Below are 24,418 nucleotides of genomic sequence, written 5' to 3' on the forward strand. Positions count from 1 at the left end.
CTAATTATCTGTACAAAAAATGACTGACTTTCCGGTCTGATTCTCCCGCCGATTTTCAATATTGAACGACCGTACGGAATTGCCCGCTGATGGTGCATTTCCCCTGTTGCGCGCGCCACACCGGTGCGCTGACAAACTGTTACGTGAAAGCCTTGGAGACCTTGATTCCGCCCGTGGTTTTATCCGCTGCTCAGAAACTTCCGATAACAGCGCACGATCGCAACCATTCACATTGGGGAGAGAATCTATGGCCGATAACAAAGGCTTTCCCAGTTCCCAGAGTCAGCTGACCTCCGCGGTCCGCAAGGCTCTGTTCACGTCCGCGGCGGTAACCGCCATCGCCATGGGTGCCCCGGGCTACGCTGCCGCGGCAGAAATTGCCTGCGCACCGGGTCAGCTGGGCACACCGGCAGCCGGCGACACCGTCAATTGCAGCGGCGTATTCGATGAATCCATCAACTACGACGTGGTCGATGCGACGGTCATCGATCCGGAAACCGCGGCCGAGAGCATTCTCCCCGGCGACATCAATGTGGTGGTTGCCGAAGGCAGCAGCGCCAGCGGCATTACCGTTACCTCGGTTACCACGGCCATTGTCGACACCGAGGCCACTGGCTCCATAGTGATCGAGAACCACGGTGATATCGCCCAAGACGGCGACGCTGGTATCGAGGTTCCGGACGGGGTCGAGCAGACCCGTTATGACATGGGTATCCGTGTCGGCAGTGCAAACTCCAATGACGGCGGCCATTTCTTTGACAGCTATGTCCAGCTGGATGAAAACGGTGACCCCACCGGTGAGCGTATCCTGTTTAGCGACGCCGAAGGTAACCCGATCAAGGTCGGCGCTGACGAACTCGGTAGCTACCTGGGGGTGGACCCCAACAGTGCCGACTACGGCAAGTGGGTTAAGAATGGCCCCGAAGACAAAATCACTTTCCTGGTGGCCGATGAAGGCACCTTCGAGGGTGGCGTGAGTGCGCTGGTTAGCGCGGAAACCGAAGCGGGCAGTATTTCTATCTCCAACACCGGTGACATCAGTGTCGGCGGCGGCCAGTCCGTCACCTATTACTCCGCGTTCACCGAGATACACGAGAACACTTACGACGAGCTGGTGAAACGGGGGGAAGACCCATTCAGCCGTATCAATGCCGTCGATGTCGATGGCGACGGCGTCGACGATATCAGCGTGTTTACGGGTGAAGACACCATTTTCGTTGATCCGCTCAACGTTCACACCGCCACCGTATTCGCCGGTGGCATCAGCGCCAGCAGCACCACTGGCAATATTGCGATTGAAAACGCCGGCGCTATCAGCGCGGGTGATATTTCCAAGGGCATCAACGTCTTTACCGAGAGTGGTGACATCGCCATCAGCAACAGCGGCGATATCGCTACTGGTGATGCCTCTTACGGCATCAGCGCGGGCAGCGCAGTGCAGGCTGTGGATTCCGGTATTTCTTACAGCTATAACACCCAGGATAGCGGTACTGCCTACGCCGTTGAGCACACCCCGGGGCGCTTGAGCTTTTTTGGTGGCTTCCAGAACCCGAGCTACACCCATTTCTACCGCGAATACACCGTCGGCTCGAAAATCGTCGACAGCACCGACAGCGTTATCGAGATCGGCAATACCGGTAGCATTTCCGTGGGTGAGGCGGGTGTCGCCATTCATGCGAAAAACCCCTCCGGTGCGGGCATTACCATCGTCAACTCCGGTGATATCGAAGTCGCCGACGGCGTTGGCGGTGCTGGTATCTACGCCTCCACCTCCGCCGGCCTGAGCGCCAAGAAAGAACAGGCAGAAGTTGCAGCCTGCAATCCGTTTTTCGATGTCTGCACGGGAGATGACGCTTTCACTGTGGCAGTGGGCGAGGCCAATGAACTGAACGTGGCCTACGGCCTGAGCGATCGCGAAGACAACATCTACAGCCACAATGCCAACGGTGAGTACTACACCCACCTGGTGCCGGAACTGAACTTTATCGGCCGCCCAACAGGCAACTACACCGAAGAAGTCACCCAGCACTACGTGGACGTTGTGCAGTGGAACGCCACCGGCTATTTCGACGACCGCGGTGATATTGCCATCGCCAACAGCGGCTCTATCGACCTGTCCGGTACCTACCGCGCCTCCGGCATTACTGCTGTAGGCCACGGTGCCAAGACCATCCTCAATACCGGTGATATTGAAGCCGGTGCGCTGGGTACGGGCATCGCCACCCGCGGCGTCGGCGAGACCGTGATCGACAACCAGGGCAACATTTACCTGAACGGTGCCGGCAGTGCGGCGATCCAGGTGACGGCCTCTCCATTCGATATGGACAGTGTTGAGCAGTCCGGCGCCGGTATTGACGAAGCCACCGTGGAAGCATTTGGCGGCTTTGAGAATGGCGACGTGATTATTGCCAGCTCCGGTTCCATCACTGGTGCTGACACCAGCCATCTGGCCTCTTACAACGAAAACGGCGCGCTGGAATCCTTTGCCACTACCAGTTTTGGTATCAATGTTTCTGCGCTGGGCTCAAACCGGGTTGGCAGCGCCAACAAGTGGACCCAGTACGGTCAGGCGAGTGTGGACAAGGTTAATGCCGCGAATTACGCCCGCGCCCAGGCGGATATGGAGTCGTATCTCGCCGGTGAAATCACCATCGATGAGGTGTACGAGTACAGCAAAATCGAGATCGATGACAGCATCGAGCTGACCACCACCAGCATCCTGAATACCGGTGATATCGCCCTGTCCGACATGGCCCGCGGTATCAATGTCTCGGCGAAATACGGCGACGTAGTGGTGGAAAACCAGGGTACCGTCTCCGTTGGTAACGGCGTGCATGGCCGGGCGCCGGAGACCTACGGTGCGGTCGCAATCAAAGCCAGCGCCATCAACGTCAGCAACTTCGGTATCGAAGGTCTGGCGAATCATTACGTGGTCAACAGCGGTGATGTGATTGCCGGCGACTTGGCCAATGGTATCCGTTCCGAAAGCTGGCACGGTTCCAGCTCCGTCATCAACGAAGGCAATGTCACCGTTGGCAGCGGCAACCTGCTGGAGGCGACTGAGAGCAATGGTGCCCACGGTTCCGTCGCCAATGGTATTTCCTCCGTGGTTGCCGGTGGTAACGATGCCTACGCCCTGGCCCATAACAGCGGCAATGTGACCACTGGTGATCGCGCCTTTGGCATGGTTTCTTCCAACGTGTTCACCACTGGTGCCTTCCTGAGTGAAGAGTTTGCGCACAACTACACCGCGGCGGCGATCAACACCGGCGTGATCAGTACCGGCGACTACTCCACCGGTATGGGCGTGAACGGTTATATGTCGCTGGGCTACAACAGCGGCAGTATCAGTATCGGCACCGGCCCGATGCAAAACCTGGGCGATGTCGAAATCGCTGCAGGTATGCGCACCCTCACCGATAGCGGTCTGACCGCGACCCTGCTGAACACCGGCGACATTAATGGTGGCGACGAAGTGGCTGGCATGTTCGCCGAAGCCTTCTTCGCGCGCAGTGTGCAGAGCGACACCGGCAGCATCATCGTCGGCGACAATGCTGCGGGCCTGGTAGCGCGCGGCCAGACCCAGGCGATCGCCGAGAACGCCGGCGTTATCGAAACCGGCGATGGTTCCACCGGCATCCAGGCCATGGGCACCAACTTCAATTACGGCGCCAACTACGCCACTGCGATCAACACCGGTTCGATAACCGTGGGTAACGAGTCCCTGGGTATCCAGGCTTTCGGTAGCCTGGCGCAGGTGGTGAATACCGGCACCGTGACGGTCGGTGATGACGCCGTGGGTGTGCAGCTGTCTTCCGCGATTCTTAATGCGATTGACGCGGAAACCGGTGAAGAGTTCGTGCGCGCGGGTACCGTACTGAACCAGGGCACTATCCTCGCCAGCGGCGAAGGCAGCTTTGCGATCCAGTCTACCGAAGACTTTGCGGCGAACATCGTTAACCGCGGTCTGATTGAAGGCTCCGTGTCCATGGGCGCGGGCGACGACTTTATCCTCAACGGTTTCCGCTACGACGCCGACGGCTATATCGTGGGCGTGGGCAAGTTCATCCTCGATGATGCCAGCATCGACATGGGTGCCGGTGCCAACAATTTCAGCAACCAGTCTGGTGACATCGTCTTCTCCGGCGACAGCCGCATCGACGTGGGTGCCAAGGGCACCATGGTCAACCAGTCCTACCGCGGCAGCTACGTCACCATCTCCAGTGTGAACGACGAGATCGGCGATAAGCTGACCATTCGCGGCGATGTGGAATTCACCAGCTTCCAGGGCCAGAACACCCTGCTGCTGGCCGACATCGGCTCCCGCGGCAGCGACCGCATCGTGATTCACGGCGACGTGACCGCGAACGAAATCCTCGACGTCGAAGCGGGCACCACCCAGTCCTCCAACCTGCGCCTGGCACTGAACGTGACCGACCAGGGCAAGGGCCGCATCGTGTCCGGCCCGGTGCTGGTGATCAACGGTGAGCAGGATATGGACAGCGTCCAGCTGGCCAACATCGGCGGCGACTTTGCCGACACCATCCTCAGCGCCGAACTGCGCCAGGACGGCGGCGGCAACTGGGTAGTGGATTACACCGCGGGTCTGTCTGATCTGGGCACCGCGGCCAGCTCCATTTCCCACCTGGCGGAAAGCTTCTGGCTGCGTTCTTCCTCTGCCTTCTTCGACGGCGAGCGCTCTGCCAACGGCAGCGAGACTGGTCGTATCGAAGGCCTGCAGGCCTGGTCCAGCATGTTCACCACCAACAGCGATGTGGCCGCCCTCGGCGCGCTGGCGGCGCAGGACCTGACCTTCAGTCAGTCCCTGGGTGGCCAGGTTGCCGGTGCGACTTACTCCACCAAGCTAGGCGACAGCTGGCTGTCCATCAGCCCGATGGTGGGCCTGGGTACCGCCGACGGCAGCCAGCTGGAGCAATCCGCCAACGCCAAACTGGATACCAAAACCTACGCCCTGACCGGTAGCTGGAGCATGCGCGACTTCTACGCGAATGCCATGTACCAGGTGGTGGGCTTCGACGCCAGCGTGCGTGCGCACGATTCCGCCGCGGCCACTTCCGGTAAAGCCGACGGTGTCAGCGTGGAAGCGGGCTGGACCTACCTGGCGGATTCCGGCATGGCCGTGACCCCGTTCGCGCAGTGGGACAACGTCGGTGTCGACGTCGATTCCTTCAGCACCGCGGATGGCAACTTCGATTACGACTACGCACTGAACAGCAGCAAGCGCGCGCGCCTGGGCCTGAACATGCGCAAGTCGTTCAAGTTGAGCGAAGGCTTCGCCATGCCTTACGCCACCTTCAGTGTATCTGAGCGTCGCAACGCCGATATCCACAACCTGCACGCCAACGGTATCGCTTTCGAAAGCGATGTGTCCGGCACTGGCTTCAATGTGGACTTCGGTATCGACGGCAAATACCAGCTGTGGACCTTCAAATCTGGACTGGGCGTACACAGCGGTGACGTGGACAAGAATGGCATCAGCGGCCACCTGTCCATCTCCCGCAGCCTGTAACGGCTGATCCGTTCGTCCTGGCCCTGGGGGTGCACTGCACCCCCGGTTTAAGAATTAAAAATTTCAGATGGGTGTACGCCCACGGGAATTGACCATGTTTGAAAAAACAATGTTTGAAAAAAAGAAACTCTCGCTCTGCGTAGCGCTGGTACTGGGTGTTTCTGCGGCAATGCCGCTGTCGGCACAAGAGAGCAGCGAAGCGCAGGAAATCGAAAAAACCGAACTGCAGGAAACGCTTGTTTCCGAAAAAGTAACCAAGAAGGTTGCTAAATCCGAAGACGGACTGGTGGTGCGTTCCGCCGAAACCATGGAAAACGTGGTGGTGACCGGCTCCCTGATTCCGCGCAGCACCTTCGACGGCCCCGATCCCATGACCGTGATCGGCGAAGAAGACATGAAGGCGCGCGGCCTGAACACCGTTGCCGATGTGATCGACTCGCTGGCGGCGAACACCGGCTACCGCGAAGGCGAAGCGGGCAACCTGCTGTCCGGCTTTACCGTGGGCGCTTCCGAAGCCAACCTGCGCGGCATGGGTGCCGGCCGCACCCTGGTGCTAGTCAACGGCCGCCGAATCGCCGACTATCCGCTGCCCTTCGGCGGTGAACAGAACGGCGCGGACCTGGGTACTATTCCCGCTACTTCTATCTCCCGCGTTGAAATTCTGAATGGCAGTGCCTCCGCCATTTACGGTTCCGATGCCGTGGGTGGTGTGATCAACGTGATCACCAAGCGCGATATGGAGCAGACCATTGTCACTGCCGATGTCGGCGCTTACGAAGACGGCTACGGCCTGACCAAGAACACCTCCTTCATTACCGGTAAGGTGTTCGATCGCGGTTCCGTGACCTTCAGCTTGGAGCAGCGTTCTTCCGACGCCATCTACGCCGATGACATTGAATTCCTGAACGACCGCAAATACCTGACCACCGGTGTTGGCGTTACCCTGACCGATCTGAACGCGGGCACCCAGGGCCCGGTTTCTCCGATGGGTTACGACTGTGAAGCGGCTGGCCTGGTGACCACCGAGACCTACGGTGAAGACGGCAAGACCGTGTGTAACTTCGACGCCTCCGGTGGCATTGCCATGCAGCCGGAAATGGAACGCACCTCTACCTTCGTGGACGGTCGCTACCAGTTCAGCGACAACATTTCCGGTTTTGCCACTTTCCTCGGCTCCAAGCAGGACGTTTCCAGCTCCGCGCCGGCGGCCAACTGGAATGGCACCATCATCAGTGCCGACGGCAGCCGCGCAGTGAATGTTGCGCGCTCTTTTGTGCACGACCTGGGTTACACCACTTCCGGCTACGACCAGGAAATGTGGACGCTGATGCTGGGCCTCGAAGGTGAAACCGTACTCGGCGACACCACCTGGAACTGGGACCTGGGTTACTCCAAAGCGCGCTACAACATGGTGCAGAAGTACGGTGCCATCCGTGAAGACGCGCTGCGCGACTGGATTCTCGACGGCGCCCAGTACTCCCAGGAGCTGTCGAACAACGTCTACGTGGTGAATAACAGCTTCTTCGACAACCAGCTGGTGAACAATATCTTCCGCGATGCCTCCGGTGATATCGATGAACTGATGGGTATGGCCACCACCTATGCCAGCTCCAGTGCCGACAGCATCAGCGCCAAAGCGGTGGGTGAGCTGAGCGATTTCGGCTTCCTGTACAACCCGGTTACCGTGGCGGTGATTGCCGACTGGGCGACCCAGTCCAGCCAGATCAGTCCGGACGAGCGCTCCCTGAACCTGGACGGCAACGGCTGGTTGAACCTGGGTGCCATCGAAGCCGGCGGCAGCCGCGATCGCACCGCCATTGGTGCCGAATTCCTGATTCCGGTAGTGGAAGACCTGGAGCTGACCTTCGCCACCCGTATGGATCGCTACGACGATTCCACCGCGATCGGTGGCCGCAACACGTCCTCGCTGAAGTTCCTGTACAGCCCGATGGACATGCTGAAGTTCCGCGGCAGCGTGGCGCAGACTTTCCGCGCCCCGGACATGTTCAACATTTACGGTGAGTCCACCGGTTTCACCGTGGTCGCCGACCTGGTTGGCAACAACTGCTACCTGGACGAAGACACCAGCGACTGTGCGGTTTACAACGTGGTTTCCACCCGTCGTGGCAGCCAGGACCTGGAAGAGGAAAAAGGTAAGGATGTCGGCTTCGGCTTTGTCTTCACCCCGACCAATGACATCAGCCTCGCGGTTGACTGGTACAACGTGCGCCTGGAAGACCTGGTGGTAACCGAGAGTGCCGCCGGCCTGATGCGCAACGAATGGCAGTGTGCCACCGGCGTTTACGCCAGCGGCAGCAACTTTTGTCAGGACGTGAACAACCGCGTGATTCGCGATGCGTCCGGTGCCGTTGAGCGCATCATCATCGAGCCGCAGAACCACGAATACACCGATATGGAAGGTGTCGATGTGACCCTGGCCGGCCAGTTTGATTCTGCCCGCTTCGGTAACTTTGGCGCCCAGTTCAAGTACGTGAACATCCTGTCCTACGAGTGGCTGCAGTTTGCGGGCGACGAGCCGGTGGAAATGCGCAATGGCCTGCCCGGCCAGGCGACCCCGGCCAATAACAGCAACCTGACCCTGACCTGGGACAACCCGCTGGCCGGTTTCCGTTCCGTGGGGGCGTCCCTGTTCATTCAGCGCCAGGGCAGTGTCAGAAACTTCGCCAGCACCGAGCGGATGGATCCCTACTACACCGCCAACCTGTCTGCGAACTATCGCCCGAACGCACGTATGAACCTGGGCCTCACCATCAGAAACCTGACCGATGAAATGCCCAATAACGACACGACCAACCGCTGGCCCTACTACTGGAGCTACCTGCAGCAGCCCTACGGTCGCAGCGTAAACCTGTCGTTCAGCTACTTCCTGAGCGAATAACCGAGATCCTGCTGATGTGTCGGTCGGTGCCTGACTTTTTTGCCGGGCGCCGGCCACAGGAGAGAAAACAATGAAAATAGTATCAATGCTGAGCGCCGCGGTGGTTACCGGGGCGATTGCGGCGATGAGCCTGCTGCCGGCGCCGGCAGTGGCAAAAGAATCTGTGGCAAAAAAATCAGCGGCAAAGCCTTTCGCCAGCCTGGGTGAGATGCCGGTGCCGTTTGAGGACCTGTTCCGCCCGGTGGCCTACACCAATATCCGCATTTCTCCGGACGGCAAATACTTCGCCGCCGGCCGCATGCGTGAAGACGGCATGACCGATGGCCTGATCATCGACCGCCGCACCATGGAAGTGAAATCCACCCTGCAAATGTCCGGTGACGTGGGTGTCAGCGGCATCCGCTGGGCCAACAAAGAGCGTGTTCTGTTCAGCTTCACCATGAAGTCCGCGGTGGCGGAAGATGCGAGCACCTCGCAGATCGCCGGTATGAACATCGACGGTTCGCGCAAGGAAATCGTGTTCCGCGGCACCAGCGATTACGACGGTGCGGAAGGCGCGCAGCTGCTGGGCAAGATCGATGACGATCACTACCGCATCGCCGTGTACCCCTCCGGCTCCGCGATGAGCTTCCCGCTGCAGTACATCTACAAGCTGAATATCTACACCGGCAAAACCACCCGTATCGCCCGTTCGCCGATCCGCATGCCGAATGCGATCTTCAATAAGGAAGGCGAAATTACCCACTGGGTCGGCAAACTGCCGGACGACTTCGATGCGACCGTGGTGGCCAGCCGCAATGCTGCCGGTGACTGGGACGAAACCGTGTTCCACAACAAAGACGGTGTCTTCGCACCGCTGGCGTGGACCAAAGACGAAGACTGGATGTGGTATTCCGACACTGTGGAAGCGCCGACCAAGGGTCTCTACAGGGTGAATGTGAAAACCGGTGAGAAAAAGCTCGTCTACCGTCACCCGAAGGTCGACTACGACAAGATTTTCTACGATGAAGACGGCAACCCCTGGGGCGCGATGATCAATTACGATTATCCGCAGATGGTCTACATCGATGAAAACAACCACTACGCCAAGACCCACAAGCGTTTGCAGGGTACCTTCGCCAACAAGCACATCCAGATCCTCAATCGTACCAGCGACGGTAACGAGTGGGTGGTGCACGTGGGCGACGACCGTCACCCGGGCAGCTACTACGTGTACAACCAGTTCGACGGTGCGCTGAAGTTCCTCGCCAACCAGGCGGAGTGGATCGACCCGGCCAATATCCCGGCGACCCATCCGGTGCGCTTCACCGCGCGCGACGGTCTCGAGATCAATGGCTACCTTACCCTGCCGGTGAACAAGGAAGCGAAAGACCTGCCGCTGATCATCTTGCCGCACGGTGGTCCCCACGGTCCGCGCGACTACTGGGGTTACAACAAGGAGCGCATCGTATTCGCCAACGCTGGATACGCCGTGATGCACGTGAACTACCGTGGCTCCGGCGGCTATGGTCGCGACTTCCTGTTCGACTGGTACGGCCACTGGGGTATGGAAATGCAGGACGACTTGACTGACGCCACTCACTGGGCGATTCAGGCGGGTATCGCCGATGCGGATCGTATCTGTATCTACGGTGCTTCCTACGGTGGTTACGCGGCCATGCAGGGCGTTACCAAAGAGCCGGATCTGTATCAGTGTGGTATCGGCTACGTGGGTGTATACGACATGGAAATTTTCAGTACCCACGGCGATATCCGTCTGCGTAAAGCGGGCCGCAAGTACCTGGCGGAAGCCACCGGTACCGATCCGGAAGTGCATCGCCAGCGCTCCCCGGCGCGCAACGCCGAGCGCATCAAGGCACCGGTCTTCCTGGTGCAGGGTGCCCGCGACGTGCGCGTACCCATCGAGCACTACTGGGCCATGCGCGATGCCCTGGAGAAACAGGACCACGCACTGGAAACTTTGGTCGCCCCGCGCGCTTTCCACGGCGCCCGCGAGAAGGACAGCCAGAAAGAAATCTATTGCCGCATGATCGATTTCTTCAATCGCCACATTGGCGACGGCAAGGCCACCGACGCGCCCGCCGCTGATTGTGTACCGCAAGGTGCACGCGGCCTCGACTACACCTTCTACGATGAGGTGAAGCGTGGTTAAGCGAGTATTGATCGTGGCTTCCATGCTGTTCGCCAGCCAGGCTTTCAGCCTGGACTGGCAGCGCCCGGACTGCTCCGCCTACGAAAGTTTCAGCGAGTGCCGCAACGCGGAAAAAAATGCTTACCGCCAGAGCAAGCAGCAGGAATTTCGCGAAAAGGGGCTTTCCTTCTGGTATTACGAGCGCCCGGACTTTTCTGAAAATGAAGCGGTTGAAAAAGCGTTGGAAGACAAGGTCGAGGGTGCCCTCTTCTTTTCTTTCGACGTGGAAAAAAATGGTTCGGTGTCGGGTTTGACACTCAAGCACAAAACCAGCGAGGAAGTGGCGGTATACGCGGCGCCCTTGCTGGCGGCGATCAAGAACTGGCAGTTTGTGCCTGCGGAAACCTCCTGGAAAGGATTGGAGTGGCGCTACCAGTTTTATTTTGAGCCGAAGGCGTGCGACGGCGAAGAGCCGGCGACAGCCTGTGAAGACAAAGCCGAAGGAAATACTGAAGAAAACACCGAAAGCGAAAGCTGAAAAAATTCTCTTGGTCGAGATCCCGGTAGCGGTAGGCTGCCGGACCCCCAGTTTAGCCCGGGCATTGCCCGGGCTTTTTTGTGTCTGGAAATGGTCGTTAGCGGCGTGTCATTGGTCAGCTGGCGGGAACCGCAAAAACGGTAATAAAAGCGAGGGCCGCGGCTACAGTGGCAAATAGTGTGCGCTGCCCAGCGGATTGACTGACGCTGATCGCGACCAGGCATTGCAGCAGGTAGTAAAAGGCAAATGCCCGCGAAGCCAGCGCCACTATTTCGAGGGTGTCCGCGGACCAGGTCAGTGCGATGGCACCAGCGCCGACCAGCAGTGTGGCGAAGCGCAGTTTGAGCTGGTGATGGGTCACTTCCTCGAGATTGCCGGTGGCCGCGAGGGTATCCGCCACCGCAGCGGAGAACTGGCTCATGGCCGCGGCAATGACCAGCGGTGCCACCAGTACGGAAGAGGCTGCGGCGGCGAGATGAATCAGGCTGTTGTCGCCGTACTTGCCGTTCAAGGTATGCACCAGCGGCAGTGCCACCGCAATAAATACGAGGTAGACGCCGGTGGAAATAAGCTGTGACCAGCGCGACGCGCGAATACGGGTGTCGGCCTGGAAGCTGTCCCCCAGATAGCGGGTGGTCTCGAACCCCTGCACCACGATCAGGGTGCCGGCAACAATGGTGAGTATTTCCCACAGGCTGTGGGGTTTGGGATGGAAAAGCGTCAGCCCCGCCGGCGACCGCCAGGCGTGCAGGTCGTAGAGCGCGAAGCCGCCGATCAACAGCACGATAATCACCAGGGTGACCGCCAGCGCGATTCCCTCCAGTGCCGCAAGGCTTTTCAGCCCCCGGGTCACTCCGATCACTGTGATAAATACGATGACGGCGGTGGTGAGAGCATCCTCGTTGACCCCGGTATCCAGATGCAGGCTGCCAAGTACAAACGCGGAGAGGATATGCAGGTAGAGACAGACCGAGATCACATAGGCCATGACCAGCGCGAGGTCTGAGCTGCGCTCAAACGCCAGGGTGGATTCCTTGGGGCTTGCCGCGAGCGCGGGTTCCGCGTGGCGAATGTTGAAGCGGATAACACTACCCACACAAAACGCCAGCGCGCATACCAGCGCCATGGCCAATACGGCATAGGTTCCAACTGCTCCGGCGAGAATGGGTACCATAACCAGAAAGCCGCTGCCGAAGATCGATGCCAGTGGCGTGCAGGTTGCCCGCACAAGCGCCCGTGGGTTGCCGCGGTGATTGATGGCGGGTTTGCGCTGCATGCTTTCCCCTGTTCAGAACACAAGCTAACCAGTCCTCAGCATAGCGGGTTGCCGCAGGCACAAAAAAAGCCCGGCGAGCTGGCCGGGCTTTTTATGATGTGTCAGTGACTTACACCTGTATGGCTGAGAGCCTTGCGATCAGGCTTCCATACGGCGCAGCGCGCAGATCTTGTTGCCGGATGGATCGCGCAGGTAAGCCAGGTACAGCTTCATGCCACCGCCCTCGCGTACCCCCGGTGGTTCTTCACAGGTGCTGCCGCCATTGGCAACGCCGGTGGCATGCCACAGGTCGGCCTGCTCCGGGCTCGCGACAGAAAAACCGATGGTGCTGCCGTTACCGCAACTCGCCGCCTCTCCATCGATGGGTTTGGTGAGGGCAAAAACGCCGCTGTCGGTAAAATAGAAGCAGCGGCCTTTGGCATCGATGACGCCGGGCTTGTGGCCCAGTACGCCGAGAATCGCATCGTAAAATGCCTTGGATTCCTGAATGTCGTTGGCACCGAGCATGATGTGGCTGAACATCGTGATTCCTTCTGAGTATGGAAGTGGGGGACCAGTGTACACCGGTATCCGGTGCCGGTTACTAGACGAAAGTGTCCAGCAACATTTGCGGTTTCGTCGTCCCTGAAAGAAAAGCCCCGGCTGCGACCGGGGCTTTTGGACGTGCGATTTAACCTTGGTTCAGGGGCGTTTAGTGCTTGGGCTTTACCGGGCGGTACACACCGACATTCCGGTAGCCCTCGTCCAGCAAATGCGACGCGTGCAGCTGGCTCATCACCCCGCGCGCGCAGTACAGCAGGTACTGCTTGTCTTTATCCAGTTTCTGGAAGGCGGTGCTCAAACGGTAGAAGGGGATGGTTTCCACTGTAGCGTTGTCCAGCTCCAGCGGGTTCACCTCTTCTTCCGTGGGGTGGCGAATGTCGATGACGATGGCTTCGCCCGGCTCGGCCACGATATTCACCGGCGGGGTGTCCTCCCCCAGGTCCTGCATTACTTCGTCGATATTCTGGATCACCCGGTTGCCGATAGCGCGATCGAGTACGGTGAAGTCGAAGCGGGTTTCCTCGTGTACGACTTTTTCCATTTTCGCGCGGGTGGTGGGTTTTACCGAGATCACCCCGCAGTACTCCGGCATGTTCGCCGCAAAATCTTCGGTGCCGATGGCGCGGGCGGTGCGGATGATGTCGGTTTTGTCCGAAGCGATCAGCGGGCGCAGCACCAGGGTATCGGTCACGCTGTCGATTACCGCCAGGTTTTTCAGCGTCTGGCTGGAGACCTGGGCGATGGCCTCACCGGTGACCACGGCATCCACTTCCAGCTCCTTGGCGATGGCGGAGGCCGCGCGCAGCATCATGCGCTTCAGGGTGACCCCCATGTAGGAGTCGTCGACCTGCTCAAGAATCTCCGCGACCACTTCATCAAATGGCACAGTGACAAAACGCACCCGGTGCGACGCGCCGTACTTGTCCCACAAATAAAAGGCGACTTCTTTTACCCCCAGCTCGTGCTGGCGGCCGCCCAGGTTGAAGAACAGGAAGTGGGTGCGGATACCGCGCTTCATGGTCAGGTAACTGGCCACGGTGGAGTCGAAGCCGCCGGAGACCAGCGACAGCACCGGGTCCTGGGTGCCCAGCGGGAAACCGCCGAGGCCCTGGTGCAGCTGCTCGATCACATTCAGTTTGTCGTGGCGGATTTCCAGCTTGACGGTGATCTCCGGATTTTTCAGTTTTACCCCGGCAGCGTCGGTGTTCTGATTCAGGCCGCCGCCGACGTACTGTTCCACATCCAGGGACTGGAAATCGTGCTTGCCGGTACGCTTTACCCGTACACAGAAGGTTTTGCCGGCCAGTTGCGGGCCCCAGATGGCGAGGGTCTTCTGGTAAATGTCGTCCAGATCACCCAGCGGGAACTGCTGCACCCGGGCAAAGTTGGCAATACCGGGAGTGTGCGCCAATACCTCTTCTATTCGCTCGGAAAGATGGGATACTGCGTCTGGCGCGTGTGCTTCATCGAAGGTGACATCAATTTTTTCCCAGTCTTTACGCACCTGGATACGGTCGTCTAACTGGCGCATCAGTTTGCGCAGGTTGTCCGCGAGCTGGCGCGACATGCGCTTGCGCACCGGATTGCTTTTGATGGTGATCTCTGGGAAAAATTTGACGACGAAGTGCATAGAAGGTGCCGGATACCGCGGTTAGGGGTGTTTGGGGTTGCTGGGTCTGGTCAATCGTGCTTCGTTGGACGAGAAGATTGCAAAGGTGGCGAATTATAAACTCGCCGCCGGCAATTTGCTTGTGAGGTCGGCGGCGCGCCTGATACGTCAGCACCAAAGTGGTGCTTTGCGTGACTGGCAAGCCCAATAATGGTGCAAAATGGGGTTTGGGAGCACCATTTTTGGGACTAGCGTGGGCCTGCGTTGCCAGCAATGGTGCTGAATCAGGCTTCGCGTTTGGTTTTTTTCGCCTCTGGCGGCCTGTTCCGCGCATCGGATTCAATTAGCGGCCAGTTTGCCCCAATTTGGCACACTCCTTGCTTTGTCTGTTGCCACAAGATAAAGCGAATTGGCGCGATACATAAATTTTCATTCTTGGAGGACTGCAATGTCAGCGAAAACGCTCGGACTCATCAAAGAGAGCGAAGCAAAATGGGTAGACCTGCGCTTCACCGATACCAAAGGTAAGGAACAACACGTTTCCATTCCGTCTAAGGAAGTTGGCGGCGAGTTCTTCGAAGAAGGCAAAATGTTCGATGGTTCTTCCATCGCTGGTTGGAAGGGCATCAACGAATCCGACATGATTCTGATGCCGGACGACGAAACTTCTTTCCTGGACCCCTTCACCGATGAAGCGACTGTCATCATTCGCTGTAACATCGTTGACCCGATCACCGGCCAGGGCTACGAGCGCGACCCGCGTTCCATCGCGCTGCGCGCCGAGGAATACCTGAAGTCCACCGGCCTGGGTGACACCGTGCTGATGGGTCCGGAGCCCGAGTTCTTCGTATTCGACGACATCACCTGGGGTGCCGAAATGGGCGGCGCCTTCTACAAAATCAATTCTGAAGAAGCGGCCTGGTCTTCCGGCGCCAGCTACACCGATGGCAACATGGGCCACCGCCCGGGCGTGAAAGGCGGCTACTTCCCGGTTCCGCCGGTCGATTCCCTGCACGACATCCGCGCCGCCATGTGTTCCGCCATGGAAGCCATGGGCCTGGAAATCGAAGTGCACCACCACGAAGTGGGCACCGCTGGCCAGTGTGAAATCGGCGTTGGTGCCAACACCCTGACCAAAAAAGCGGACGAAGTTCAGATCCTGAAGTACGCGGTACACAACGTAGCGCACGCTTACGGCAAAACCGCCACCTTCATGCCGAAGCCGCTGGTAGGTGACAACGGTTCCGGTATGCACGTGCACCACTCCTTCAGCAAAGACGGTGTAAACCAGTTCGCCGGTGACGCCTACGCTGGCCTGTCTGAAACTGCCCTGTTCTACATCGGCGGTATCATCAAGCACGCGCGCGCCCTGAATGCCATCTGTAACCCGTCCACCAACTCCTACAAGCGTCTGGTGCCGGGCTTCGAGGCGCCGGTAATCCTGGCCTACTCTGCGCGCAACCGCTCCGCATCCATCCGCATCCCGTTCGTGGCGAGCCCGAAAGGCAAGCGCGTCGAGACCCGCTTCCCGGATCCGACCGCCAACCCTTACCTGGCCTTCGCAGCGCTGCTGATGGCTGGCCTCGACGGCGTGAAGAACAAGATCCACCCTGGCGACCCTGCAGACAAAGACCTGTACGACCTGCCGGCGGAAGAGCTGGCCGAGTACCCGACCGTTGCCTCCAGCCTGGAACAGGCCCTGGACGCACTGGATCAGGACCGCGCCTTCCTGACCGAAGGTGGCGTATTCACCGACGACGCCATCGACGCCTTCATCTCCCTGAAGCGCGAAGAAGTACAACGTGTCAACATGACCACTCACCCGGTTGAGTTTGAACTGTACTACTCCTGCTAAGTAGCAGGTATCATCAGCGTGCCGCCGCCGGATTTGTTCTGGTGAGAACGGTGCAAAGATGACGAGAAAGCCTACACCTTCACGGTGTGGGCTTTTTTTATGCCGGTCGGGCGTGTCGGAGTACACTAGCCTTAAATAAACGCGAGAAAGAGGCGGGAAAGCCCATGAACAAACGGATTTCGCTGTCAGCGCTCTGTTCACTGCTGGCGCTGCTGATCGCGCTGCCGCTGATGGCGCAGCAGGAAAAGGCCGACGATTCTGACGCTAAAGGCGCGAAACAGTCCTCCGGCAACAGCGTCTACAAAATTGTCGGCCCGGACGGCAAGGTGACCTTCAGTGACAGCCCGCCGGCGGGCCAGAAGGCCGAGAAAATTCAGATAGGCCCCACCAATGTTCAGCCCATAGCGCCGCCACTGCCCATGCCCACGCGCAAGCTGTCGCCGCGGGAGATCGAGGGCGGCGGCTATGACGAGGAAGATCGCAGGGAATACGAGCAGGGACCGGCCAACATCACCATCCTCAGCCCGGCAAATGGCGCCACCATCCCCCCCGGACAGCGTTTTATCGTGCTGCAGGTGGCGGTGAATCCAATGCCCAGGGATGGTTATCAGTTCTTTGCGGTGATCGATGGTCAGCGCTGGTCCGGTACTTCCTCCGGTAGCAGCCTGGATATTTCCGCACTGGAGCGCGGTACCCACACGGTGCAGGCCGTGTTGCTCAGCGCCAGCGGCCAGCCCCTGGCGCAGTCGCAGGCGATCCAGATCTTTGTAAAGCGCCCCGGAGGCCAGCTGCCGGACTTCCCCGCGGAACAGGCGCCACAGATGCCGCAAATGCCCCAGGCACCGGGCGTGGCCAAGCCACCGAAACCCCAGCCGCGCTGAGCCTGGCCTGCGTGGCCACCTGCTCGCCGGGGCCCAGCGCCCCGGCCGGCGCTTTCCCCATCGTCTCTTTTTCGCCGCTCCTGCTTCTACGTCTGCTCCAGCCCCTGCCCCAGAATTGACCCGGCGCCCTCTTGTGAATCCTAACTCTGGCTATTTTTTGCTCTGCGCACCATAATGGTGCGCATGCCTGTGGCCTTCGCCGCCGCTGCCGGTGAAAACTTCGTAATTGCCCGGTTTTCTGCGCCATTTTGGTTTGCTTTTTGCACCGCCAATAGGCGAACCGGAGATGTGAACAGAATTGGAACGCTCAACCTCGGAAGCCTCAATGCTCAATGACCGCCAGTTACGCCTGCTGCTGGACAACCTGACGTCTGCTGTATTGGTGCTGGATGAAAACCTGTCGCTCTGTTACCTGAATTCCGCCGCGGAAGATCTGGTGGCTGCGTCCAGTGCCCGCTCCATCGGCCTGCCGCTGGAGGAGGTGGTGCGCGAGTCCCGTTCCGCCGAGCAGGCGCTGCGCGGGGCCCTGGCCAGTGGCGAGAAGTACACCGTACGCCGCGCACTGTGGTTCCTGCACAACCTGGAAGAATGCACTGTCGATTACTCGGTCACGCCGCTGACAGAACTGGGACTGTTGTTGCTGGAAGTGCAGTCCATGGACCGCCTGTTGCGCATCGCCCGCGAAGACGCATTGATTTCCGCCCAGGAAACCACCCGCAACCTGGTGCGCGGTATGGCCCACGAAGTGAAAAATCCCCTGGGCGGTATTCGCGGTGCGGCACAGTTGCTGCAAAGAGAGTTGAAAGAGCTGGAGCAGCCCGAGGGAGAGGATCTGGCGGAGTACACCCAGATCATCATCGAAGAGGCGGATCGCCTGCGCAACCTGGTGGACCGCATGCTGGGGCCGCGCAAGCCGGTGAAATTACAGCCGGTAAATGTACACACCATTACCGAGCGGGTGGCACAGCTGATCGAGGCCGAGTGCGACGGCGCGCTGGTGATCAAGCGCGATTACGACCCCTCGATTCCGGATATTCCGGCAGACAGCGAGCAGCTGATTCAGGCCGTGCTGAATATTGCCCGCAATGCCATGCAGGCCATTGGGGAGAATATCGGCCTCGCCGAAGGCGATCTGACCATCCGCACCCGGGTCCAGCGCCAGTTCACCATCGGTCGCCGTCACTGCGCACTGGTGTGCCGTATCGATATTGTCGACAACGGCCCGGGAATTCCGGAAGAGATTCGCGAGCGAATTTTTTACCCGATGATTTCCGGGCGCGCCGAGGGTTCGGGGCTGGGGCTTTCCATTTCCCAGCACATCATCAATCAGCACCGCGGGCTGATTAAGTGTGAAAGTGAACCCGGGCAGACGGAGTTTCAGATTTATTTGCCACTGGCAACGGATTAAAAAGTTGCACCATTGGGACGGTCAACGACAGGAAGCCAAGGCAGGGAAGAGAACCAAGAATATTCAACAAAACTATTAAAAAGTAATCGCAGAGCCGGACAATTATTATGAACAATCGCGTTTGGATCATTGATGACGACCGCTCCATCCGCTGGGTGCTGGAGCGTGCACTTTCCCGCGCCGGGATAGATACCACCTGCTACGAAAATGGCGATCGCGCCCTCGACGATTTTTACAGCGAATCACCAGATGTGGTGATCAGCGATATCCGCATGCCGGGTTCCGACGGCTTCAAGCTGCTGCAGCGCTTTCAGGCGGAACGCCCGGCACTGCCGATCATCATCATGACCGCGCACTCGGACCTCGACAGTGCGGTAGCGGCCTACCAGGGCGGTGCATTTGAATATCTGCCAAAACCCTTTGATGTGGACGAGGCGGTAGCGGTTACCCGCCGTGCCCTGGCCCACGCCAATGAGCAGCAGCCGGAAGAGCCGGTGGTGATTGAAAACGGCACCGGCAACAAGGAAATCATCGGCGAAGCGCCGGCAATGCAGGAAGTTTTCCGCGCGATCGGCCGCCTCTCCCACTCCAATATCACCGTGCTGATCAACGGTGAATCCGGTACTGGTAAGGAACTGGTGGCGCAGGCGCTGCACAACCACAGCCCGCGCAAAAACCAGCCGTTTATCGCCCTGAATATGGCGGCGATCCCCAAGGATCTGATGGAGTCGGAGCTGTTCGGCCACGAGAAAGGGGCTTTCACCGGTGCCAGCAGCCAGCGCGCCGGCCGCTTTGAGCAGGCCAATGGCGGCACCCTGTTTCTGGATGAAATCGGGGATATGCCCGCAGAGACGCAGACCCGTCTGCTGAGGGTGCTGGCAGACGGGGAGTTTTATCGGGTCGGTGGCCACACCCCGGTAAAAGTCGACGTGCGTATCATCGCTGCAACCCACCAGGATCTGGAGCGCCTGGTCGAAGAACACAAATTCCGCGAAGACCTTTTCCACCGCCTCAACGTTATCCGCATTCACATCCCCCGCCTCGCCGATCGCCGCGAAGACATCCCCCGCCTGGTGCGCCACTTCTTCAACAGTGCCGCCAAGGACCTCGGGGTCGAACCCAAAATCCTGCTGAAAGAATCCGAGGAATACCTCTCTGGCCTCGACTGGCCCGGCAACGTGCGCCAGCTGGAAAATACCTGTCGCTGGATCACGGTCATGGGCTCGGGGCGTGAAGTGCATATCGACGACCTGCCGCCGGAACTGCACCAGCAGAGCGCGACCAGCGAAGCACCCCAGGACTGGCAGCGCGCCCTGCGCCTGTGGGCGGACCAGGCGCTGGCCACCGGCCAGCGGGAAATTCTCAGTGAAGCGGTACCCGCGTTCGAGCGCGCGCTCATCGAAATTGCGCTCAAGCACACCGCCGGCCGCAAACGCGACGCCGCCGAATTGCTGGGTTGGGGGCGCAATACCCTGACCCGCAAGCTCAAGGAGCTGGGGATGAATGGCGGCGAGGATTGATACCCGTCGTCAAGGAATGTTGAAAACGGGCACCTTCGGGTGCCCGTTTTCGTTATAGTGCGCGCACATTCGGCAACTGGCACGTCGGCGTAGTGTCCGCTTCTGCTTTACTGCCAGTATTCCCCGTAATAACTAATATCTGTGACCGTTATCCGAGAAAGTCCCATGAGTGAACTTCCAAATTGCCCCAAGTGCCAGTCCGCCTACACCTATGAAGACCGCGATCTGTTCGTATGCCCCGAGTGCGGCAACGAATGGACTGCCGGAGAATCGGCAGAAGACGAGGGCTTGAACATCAAGGATGCCAACGGCAATCCGCTGGCCGATGGCGATACGGTGACGGTGATCAAGGACCTGAAAGTGAAAGGCTCCTCGCTGGTGGTGAAGGTGGGTACCAAGGTCAAGAATATTCGCCTGGTGGAAGGCGATCACGACATCGACTGCAAGATCGACGGCATCGGTCCGATGAAATTGAAGTCGGAATTTGTAAAGAAAGCCTGATTGTGCCGCGCTCGAGAGGCGGAAGTTGCGTCAATGATCCAGACTGGAAGGTGATTTTCGTTTTCGCAGCAAGATTCGAGCGCGGATGTTCAAGATCTTTAATGGCATTTCCCTACTGGGTGTTTACCTGAGCGCGATCCTGTTGGTGCTGCTGGCGCTGGCATTTGGTTATCTCATTGGTCGATACATGCGGCGCCACCACAGCAGGGGTGATGATGCCTCTCTGGGCAGTGCGGTAGCGGCCACCCTCGGGCTGCTGGCGTTTATGCTCGCGTTAACCTTCAATATGACCGCCGAGCGCTTCGCACATCGCAAAGCGCTGCTGTTAGAGGAGGTGAACGCGATAGGTACCACTTTCTTACGCGCGGACTTTTTGCAGGAAAAAGCCCGGCAGCAGGCGCATGCATTGCTGGTCGAGTATGCGACATTGCGCAGTCACGATCCGGCCACGATTACCGCTGAAGACTTCCGGGTGGCTATGGCGCGCAGTGATGAAATCCACAGTGCACTGTGGCAACTGGTCGAGCAGGGGTTGCAGGATAATGACAGTGAGCTGCGTCTCAAGGCGTTTTACGAGCCATTGAACCAGGTCATAGACCTGCACACCATGCGGCTTCAGGTCGGTGCCGAGTACCAAATTCCCACGCCAATCTGGATGGCGCTCTATACGATCACTGCCCTCGCGGTATTTGGTATTGGTGTGCAGCTGGGCCTCAATGCCAGGGGCTCGATTCCGGTGGCCTTGAGTATGTCGCTGGCATTTGCACTGGTGATTCTGATGATCGCGGATTTGGATCGCGCCAATGAAGGACTGCTGCTGGTGGACCAGGGACCCATGCAGGCACTGGCAGAGAAACTGCGCGCCTCAGATTAGGTGAGGGTGTCGAGAAACGGGCCAGGGAGCGGCTGATGTTTGCAGACGATTTTTTCCACTCGATTCCACTGGCAGCGGTGTATTTTTTTACCGTGATCATGGTGATTGCCACCATGGGTTTTGGCCTGCTGCTGGGGCGTCGTTATATGCGTCTGCTGGGCTCGGAAAAGGAGCCTTCCATTGGCAGTGCGGTAACCGCAACTCTGGGGTTATTGGCCTTTCTACTGGCGTTTACGTTCAACATGACCGCGGCGCGTTACGACAAGCGCAAGGCCCTCCTGTTGGATGAGGTCAATGCCATTCACACCGCCTACCTGCACGCCGACTTTCTCGAACCCGCAGCGGCGCGCAAAGCGCAGCTTTTGTTGCTGGATTATGCGGAGCTGCGTTTTTTCCATCCACGCAAAGATGAAATTACCCCGGAGGGGCTGGCCAAGAGTGTCGCCATCCAGGATCAGTTGTGGGCGATGGTGCAGCAGCATGTGGTCCAGGACTACGAGCCGGGCTACCTGCGCCAGTTTGTGGAGCCGGTGACCGCTATCATCAACTCACACAATTCGCGCATTGTAATCGGGCTGGAATACCGGATTCCCGGGCCTATCTGGATAGCGCTGTATTTTCTTACCGGCCTGGCGATGCTGGCGATCGGGTTTCAATTTGGGGTGAGCAAGGGCGGTTCGGGCCAGCTGGCGGTTACCTTGGGACTGACGTTTGCCACGGTGATTTTACTGATTGCGGACCTGGACCGTGCCACGGAGGGGGTGATTATTGTGGACCAGACGCCGATGGCCGAAATGGGCCTGATTCTCGAGGAGGCTGAGCGACAAAAAATACGCTCGCCAGCGCCGTGAGACTCTGTATTACTTGATGGCCTGGCTTACTTAATGATGGTGAGCTGAATTTCACCCACATTAAATCCCCATTTGGTCAATTTTGATTCTGCCAGCAGAATATTCGGCGCGATCAGAAACATCTGGTCATCCACGTTCACATTTATGGTTCGGCCTTTGTATGGAACTTCCAGTACATATCGCATGAACACGGCATTGCCGGCCACCGACATGGTCGAGTTGCCAACCACGTCGCCTGCCGTGGCGACATACTGGCGGGGCGAAATATCCTTCTGTGAGGCGGGTACCAGCTGCCAGTTTCGATATTGGATTTCTCCGTCGTCGAACTCGAATTTTTCGCGCAATAAACCGCGTCCATCTTCCCAGCTTCCGTCCAGTTCCGCGATGAACTTTCTTGTGACCTTGCCACTGCGGTCTTTCACCACGCCATAGGCCTTCATCGGGCCAGAGAAAAACTCTTCCGCCACGAATCTCGGTGATTTGTCCGCATAATTTTCGATGCTGGGGCCGCTGCAACCAGTACAGATGACTGCGGTTACTAGTAATAAGGAGAAAAGCTTGTTCATGGCCGCGACTCTCGAGCCTGTAAGTGCACTGAGCAATATCCTACGGAAGCAGCGCGCTATCGGATGAGTCAGGGGAGAAATTAGTTGTGGGTTGATTGGGATGAAATGGCCCGCTGTGACAGCGGGCCAGGGAGGCCATTGAAGGAAATGTTGCCAGAAAGCCGGGGTTGTCAGTTGCTGCTGGATGTTGGCGCCTTGGCGCCTTTCATACGTTCCGGAGCTTCCAGGCCCTCCAACTCATCGAGCGGCGATTCTTGCGGTGGTGGGATCAAAGGTTCTCCCTCGGCGATAAACTCGCGCATAAAAATTTCCCAGAACGCCATAAACAGCGCGGCCAGCAGTGGCCCTATGGCAAATCCGCTGATGCCGAACATCAGCAAACCGCCGACAGTGGAAAACAGCACGATATAGTCCGGGAGTTTGGTATCCCGGCCGACCAGGATCGGGCGCAGGATATTGTCCACCAGACTGATCACCGCCACACCGTAAATCATCAGCACCGTGGCCTTTACCGAGTCCCCGGTGGCGTAGAGGTAGAGACCCGCGGGAAACCAGATAATCGCCGCGCCCACTGCGGGCAGCAGTGACAGTACCGTCATCACCACACCCCACAGCAGCGGCGCGGGCAATCCCAGTACCCAGAAAATCAAACCGCCCAGGGTGCCCTGGGTAACGGCGACTACCAGGTTGCCCTTGATGGTGGCGCGGGTGACTTCGGCGAACTTTGCCAGTAACAGCTTTTCGCGCTCGTCACCCAGAGGCAGGGCGCGGATCAGCAGTGCCACCAGCGCGTTGCCATCGCGGATTAGGAAGAAGGTCAGATACAGCATCAGACCGAGGCTGACAAAAAAGTTCAGGGTGTTCTGGCCCAGCGCCAGGGCATTTTTGGCAATCAGACTGCCGGCGGTCATCAGGCCGCCCAGCAGGCGCTCCTTCAGGCCGTCGAAGTCCATCCCGATACGCTCAAGTGCGGCGTTAATCCCGGGGAATGCGGCGCGCACCTGTTCTACCTTGGCGCCCAGGTTGATCTCACCGGACTGCACTTTTTGATACAGGTTCGCCACTTCGCTGATAAAGGAGCTGGCCACCAGCAAAACTGGAATCACCACCACGACGATGCACAGTACCAGGGTCAGTAGCGCGGTAAGATTGCGCCACTTGGGAAAGCGGTTCAGCAGGTAGCGGTACAGCGGATGGAATATCAGCGCGACGGCGCAGGCCCAGAAGATGGCGGTAAAGAAGGGTTGTAGCAACAGGCCGAAGGCCACAGTGACCAGCAGCAGAGTAAAAATAAACGAGCGTCTTTCCAGTCTTTCCTGCACCGGGAACATCCTTGCTAGCTTTTATGGGTTTTATACGGGTGGGAATTTTATTCGGGTTTAACCGAACTTTATGCCCGTATCAGGTGCAGCTAATGTACCCAGATAGACCGGTGG

At 58.7% G+C, this 24,418-nt stretch carries 16 protein-coding genes; 11 read left to right on the top strand and 5 right to left on the bottom strand.

All coding sequences use genetic code 11. The features are described from left to right. The first annotated feature begins 247 nt into the window (after nt 1-247). The 4 genes from GRX76_RS03500 (at nt 248) to GRX76_RS03515 (ending at nt 11,098) form a co-directional block, all read left to right on the top strand. A complete protein-coding gene (locus GRX76_RS03500) occupies nt 248-5,530 on the top strand; it encodes a hypothetical protein (RefSeq protein ID WP_160152040.1) in 5,283 nt (1,760 codons plus the stop codon). A gap of 94 nt (nt 5,531-5,624) precedes the next feature. Then, complete coding sequence (locus tag GRX76_RS03505) at nt 5,625-8,429, top strand: TonB-dependent siderophore receptor (RefSeq protein ID WP_160152041.1); 2,805 nt, start codon at nt 5,625-5,627, stop codon at nt 8,427-8,429. Between the two features lie 70 nt (nt 8,430-8,499). Continuing rightward, entirely contained in the window at nt 8,500-10,581 is a 2,082-nt protein-coding gene (locus GRX76_RS03510) for a S9 family peptidase (protein ID WP_160152042.1), read from the top strand. Beyond that, entirely contained in the window at nt 10,574-11,098 is a 525-nt protein-coding gene (locus tag GRX76_RS03515) for an energy transducer TonB (RefSeq protein ID WP_160152043.1), read from the top strand. The genes GRX76_RS03510 and GRX76_RS03515 overlap by 8 nt, the downstream gene beginning before the upstream one ends. Before the next feature lie 115 nt (nt 11,099-11,213). On the opposite strand, the gene GRX76_RS03520 is transcribed toward GRX76_RS03515, so the two are convergent. The 3 genes from GRX76_RS03520 to thiI all read right to left on the bottom strand — a co-directional run bounded on the left by GRX76_RS03520 (nt 11,214) and on the right by thiI (nt 14,547). Next, complete coding sequence (locus GRX76_RS03520) at nt 11,214-12,374, bottom strand: hypothetical protein (protein ID WP_160152044.1); 1,161 nt, start codon at nt 12,372-12,374, stop codon at nt 11,214-11,216. A gap of 138 nt (nt 12,375-12,512) precedes the next feature. After that, nucleotides 12,513-12,896, bottom strand: coding sequence for a VOC family protein (locus GRX76_RS03525; RefSeq protein WP_160152045.1), 384 nt, complete (start codon nt 12,894-12,896; stop codon nt 12,513-12,515). Between the two features lie 169 nt (nt 12,897-13,065). After that, nucleotides 13,066-14,547 carry a tRNA uracil 4-sulfurtransferase ThiI gene (gene thiI / locus GRX76_RS03530; protein WP_160152046.1) on the bottom strand — a complete coding sequence of 494 codons (1,482 nt, stop codon included), beginning with the start codon at nt 14,545-14,547 and terminating at the stop codon, nt 13,066-13,068. A gap of 427 nt (nt 14,548-14,974) precedes the next feature. Between thiI and glnA the strand changes: the two genes are divergently transcribed. From glnA to GRX76_RS03565, 7 genes are all read left to right on the top strand, one after another. Next, nucleotides 14,975-16,381: a glutamate--ammonia ligase gene (gene glnA, locus GRX76_RS03535; protein ID WP_160152047.1), complete on the top strand. Its 1,407-nt coding sequence runs from the start codon at nt 14,975-14,977 to the stop codon at nt 16,379-16,381. Nucleotides 16,382-16,545: 164 nt separating this feature from the next. Then, on the top strand, nt 16,546-17,262 hold the full coding sequence (locus tag GRX76_RS03540; RefSeq protein ID WP_236250534.1) for a DUF4124 domain-containing protein: 717 nt from the start codon (nt 16,546-16,548) through the stop codon (nt 17,260-17,262). 325 nt (nt 17,263-17,587) lie between these two features. Continuing rightward, a complete protein-coding gene (glnL, locus tag GRX76_RS03545; RefSeq protein ID WP_160152048.1) occupies nt 17,588-18,670 on the top strand; it encodes a nitrogen regulation protein NR(II) in 1,083 nt (360 codons plus the stop codon). Between the two features lie 101 nt (nt 18,671-18,771). After that, nucleotides 18,772-20,190, top strand: coding sequence for a nitrogen regulation protein NR(I) (glnG, locus tag GRX76_RS03550; RefSeq protein ID WP_370463951.1), 1,419 nt, complete (start codon nt 18,772-18,774; stop codon nt 20,188-20,190). Nucleotides 20,191-20,355: 165 nt separating this feature from the next. Continuing rightward, nucleotides 20,356-20,691 carry a zinc ribbon domain-containing protein YjdM gene (locus GRX76_RS03555; protein ID WP_160152050.1) on the top strand — a complete coding sequence of 112 codons (336 nt, stop codon included), beginning with the start codon at nt 20,356-20,358 and terminating at the stop codon, nt 20,689-20,691. A gap of 85 nt (nt 20,692-20,776) precedes the next feature. Beyond that, nucleotides 20,777-21,565 carry a hypothetical protein gene (locus tag GRX76_RS03560; protein ID WP_160152051.1) on the top strand — a complete coding sequence of 263 codons (789 nt, stop codon included), beginning with the start codon at nt 20,777-20,779 and terminating at the stop codon, nt 21,563-21,565. Nucleotides 21,566-21,600: 35 nt separating this feature from the next. Further along, nucleotides 21,601-22,416 carry a hypothetical protein gene (locus GRX76_RS03565; protein WP_160152052.1) on the top strand — a complete coding sequence of 272 codons (816 nt, stop codon included), beginning with the start codon at nt 21,601-21,603 and terminating at the stop codon, nt 22,414-22,416. Between the two features lie 26 nt (nt 22,417-22,442). Here GRX76_RS03565 and GRX76_RS03570 read toward each other — a convergent pair whose 3' ends face one another. Both GRX76_RS03570 and GRX76_RS03575 read right to left on the bottom strand, forming a co-directional pair. Continuing rightward, nucleotides 22,443-22,982: a DUF3833 domain-containing protein gene (locus GRX76_RS03570; RefSeq protein ID WP_160152053.1), complete on the bottom strand. Its 540-nt coding sequence runs from the start codon at nt 22,980-22,982 to the stop codon at nt 22,443-22,445. Between the two features lie 170 nt (nt 22,983-23,152). After that, entirely contained in the window at nt 23,153-24,313 is a 1,161-nt protein-coding gene (locus GRX76_RS03575) for an AI-2E family transporter (RefSeq protein WP_370463943.1), read from the bottom strand. Between the last annotated feature and the right edge of the window lie 105 nt (nt 24,314-24,418).

This window comes from Microbulbifer sp. ALW1 (assembly GCF_009903625.1).
Classification (GTDB): domain Bacteria; phylum Pseudomonadota; class Gammaproteobacteria; order Pseudomonadales; family Cellvibrionaceae; genus Microbulbifer.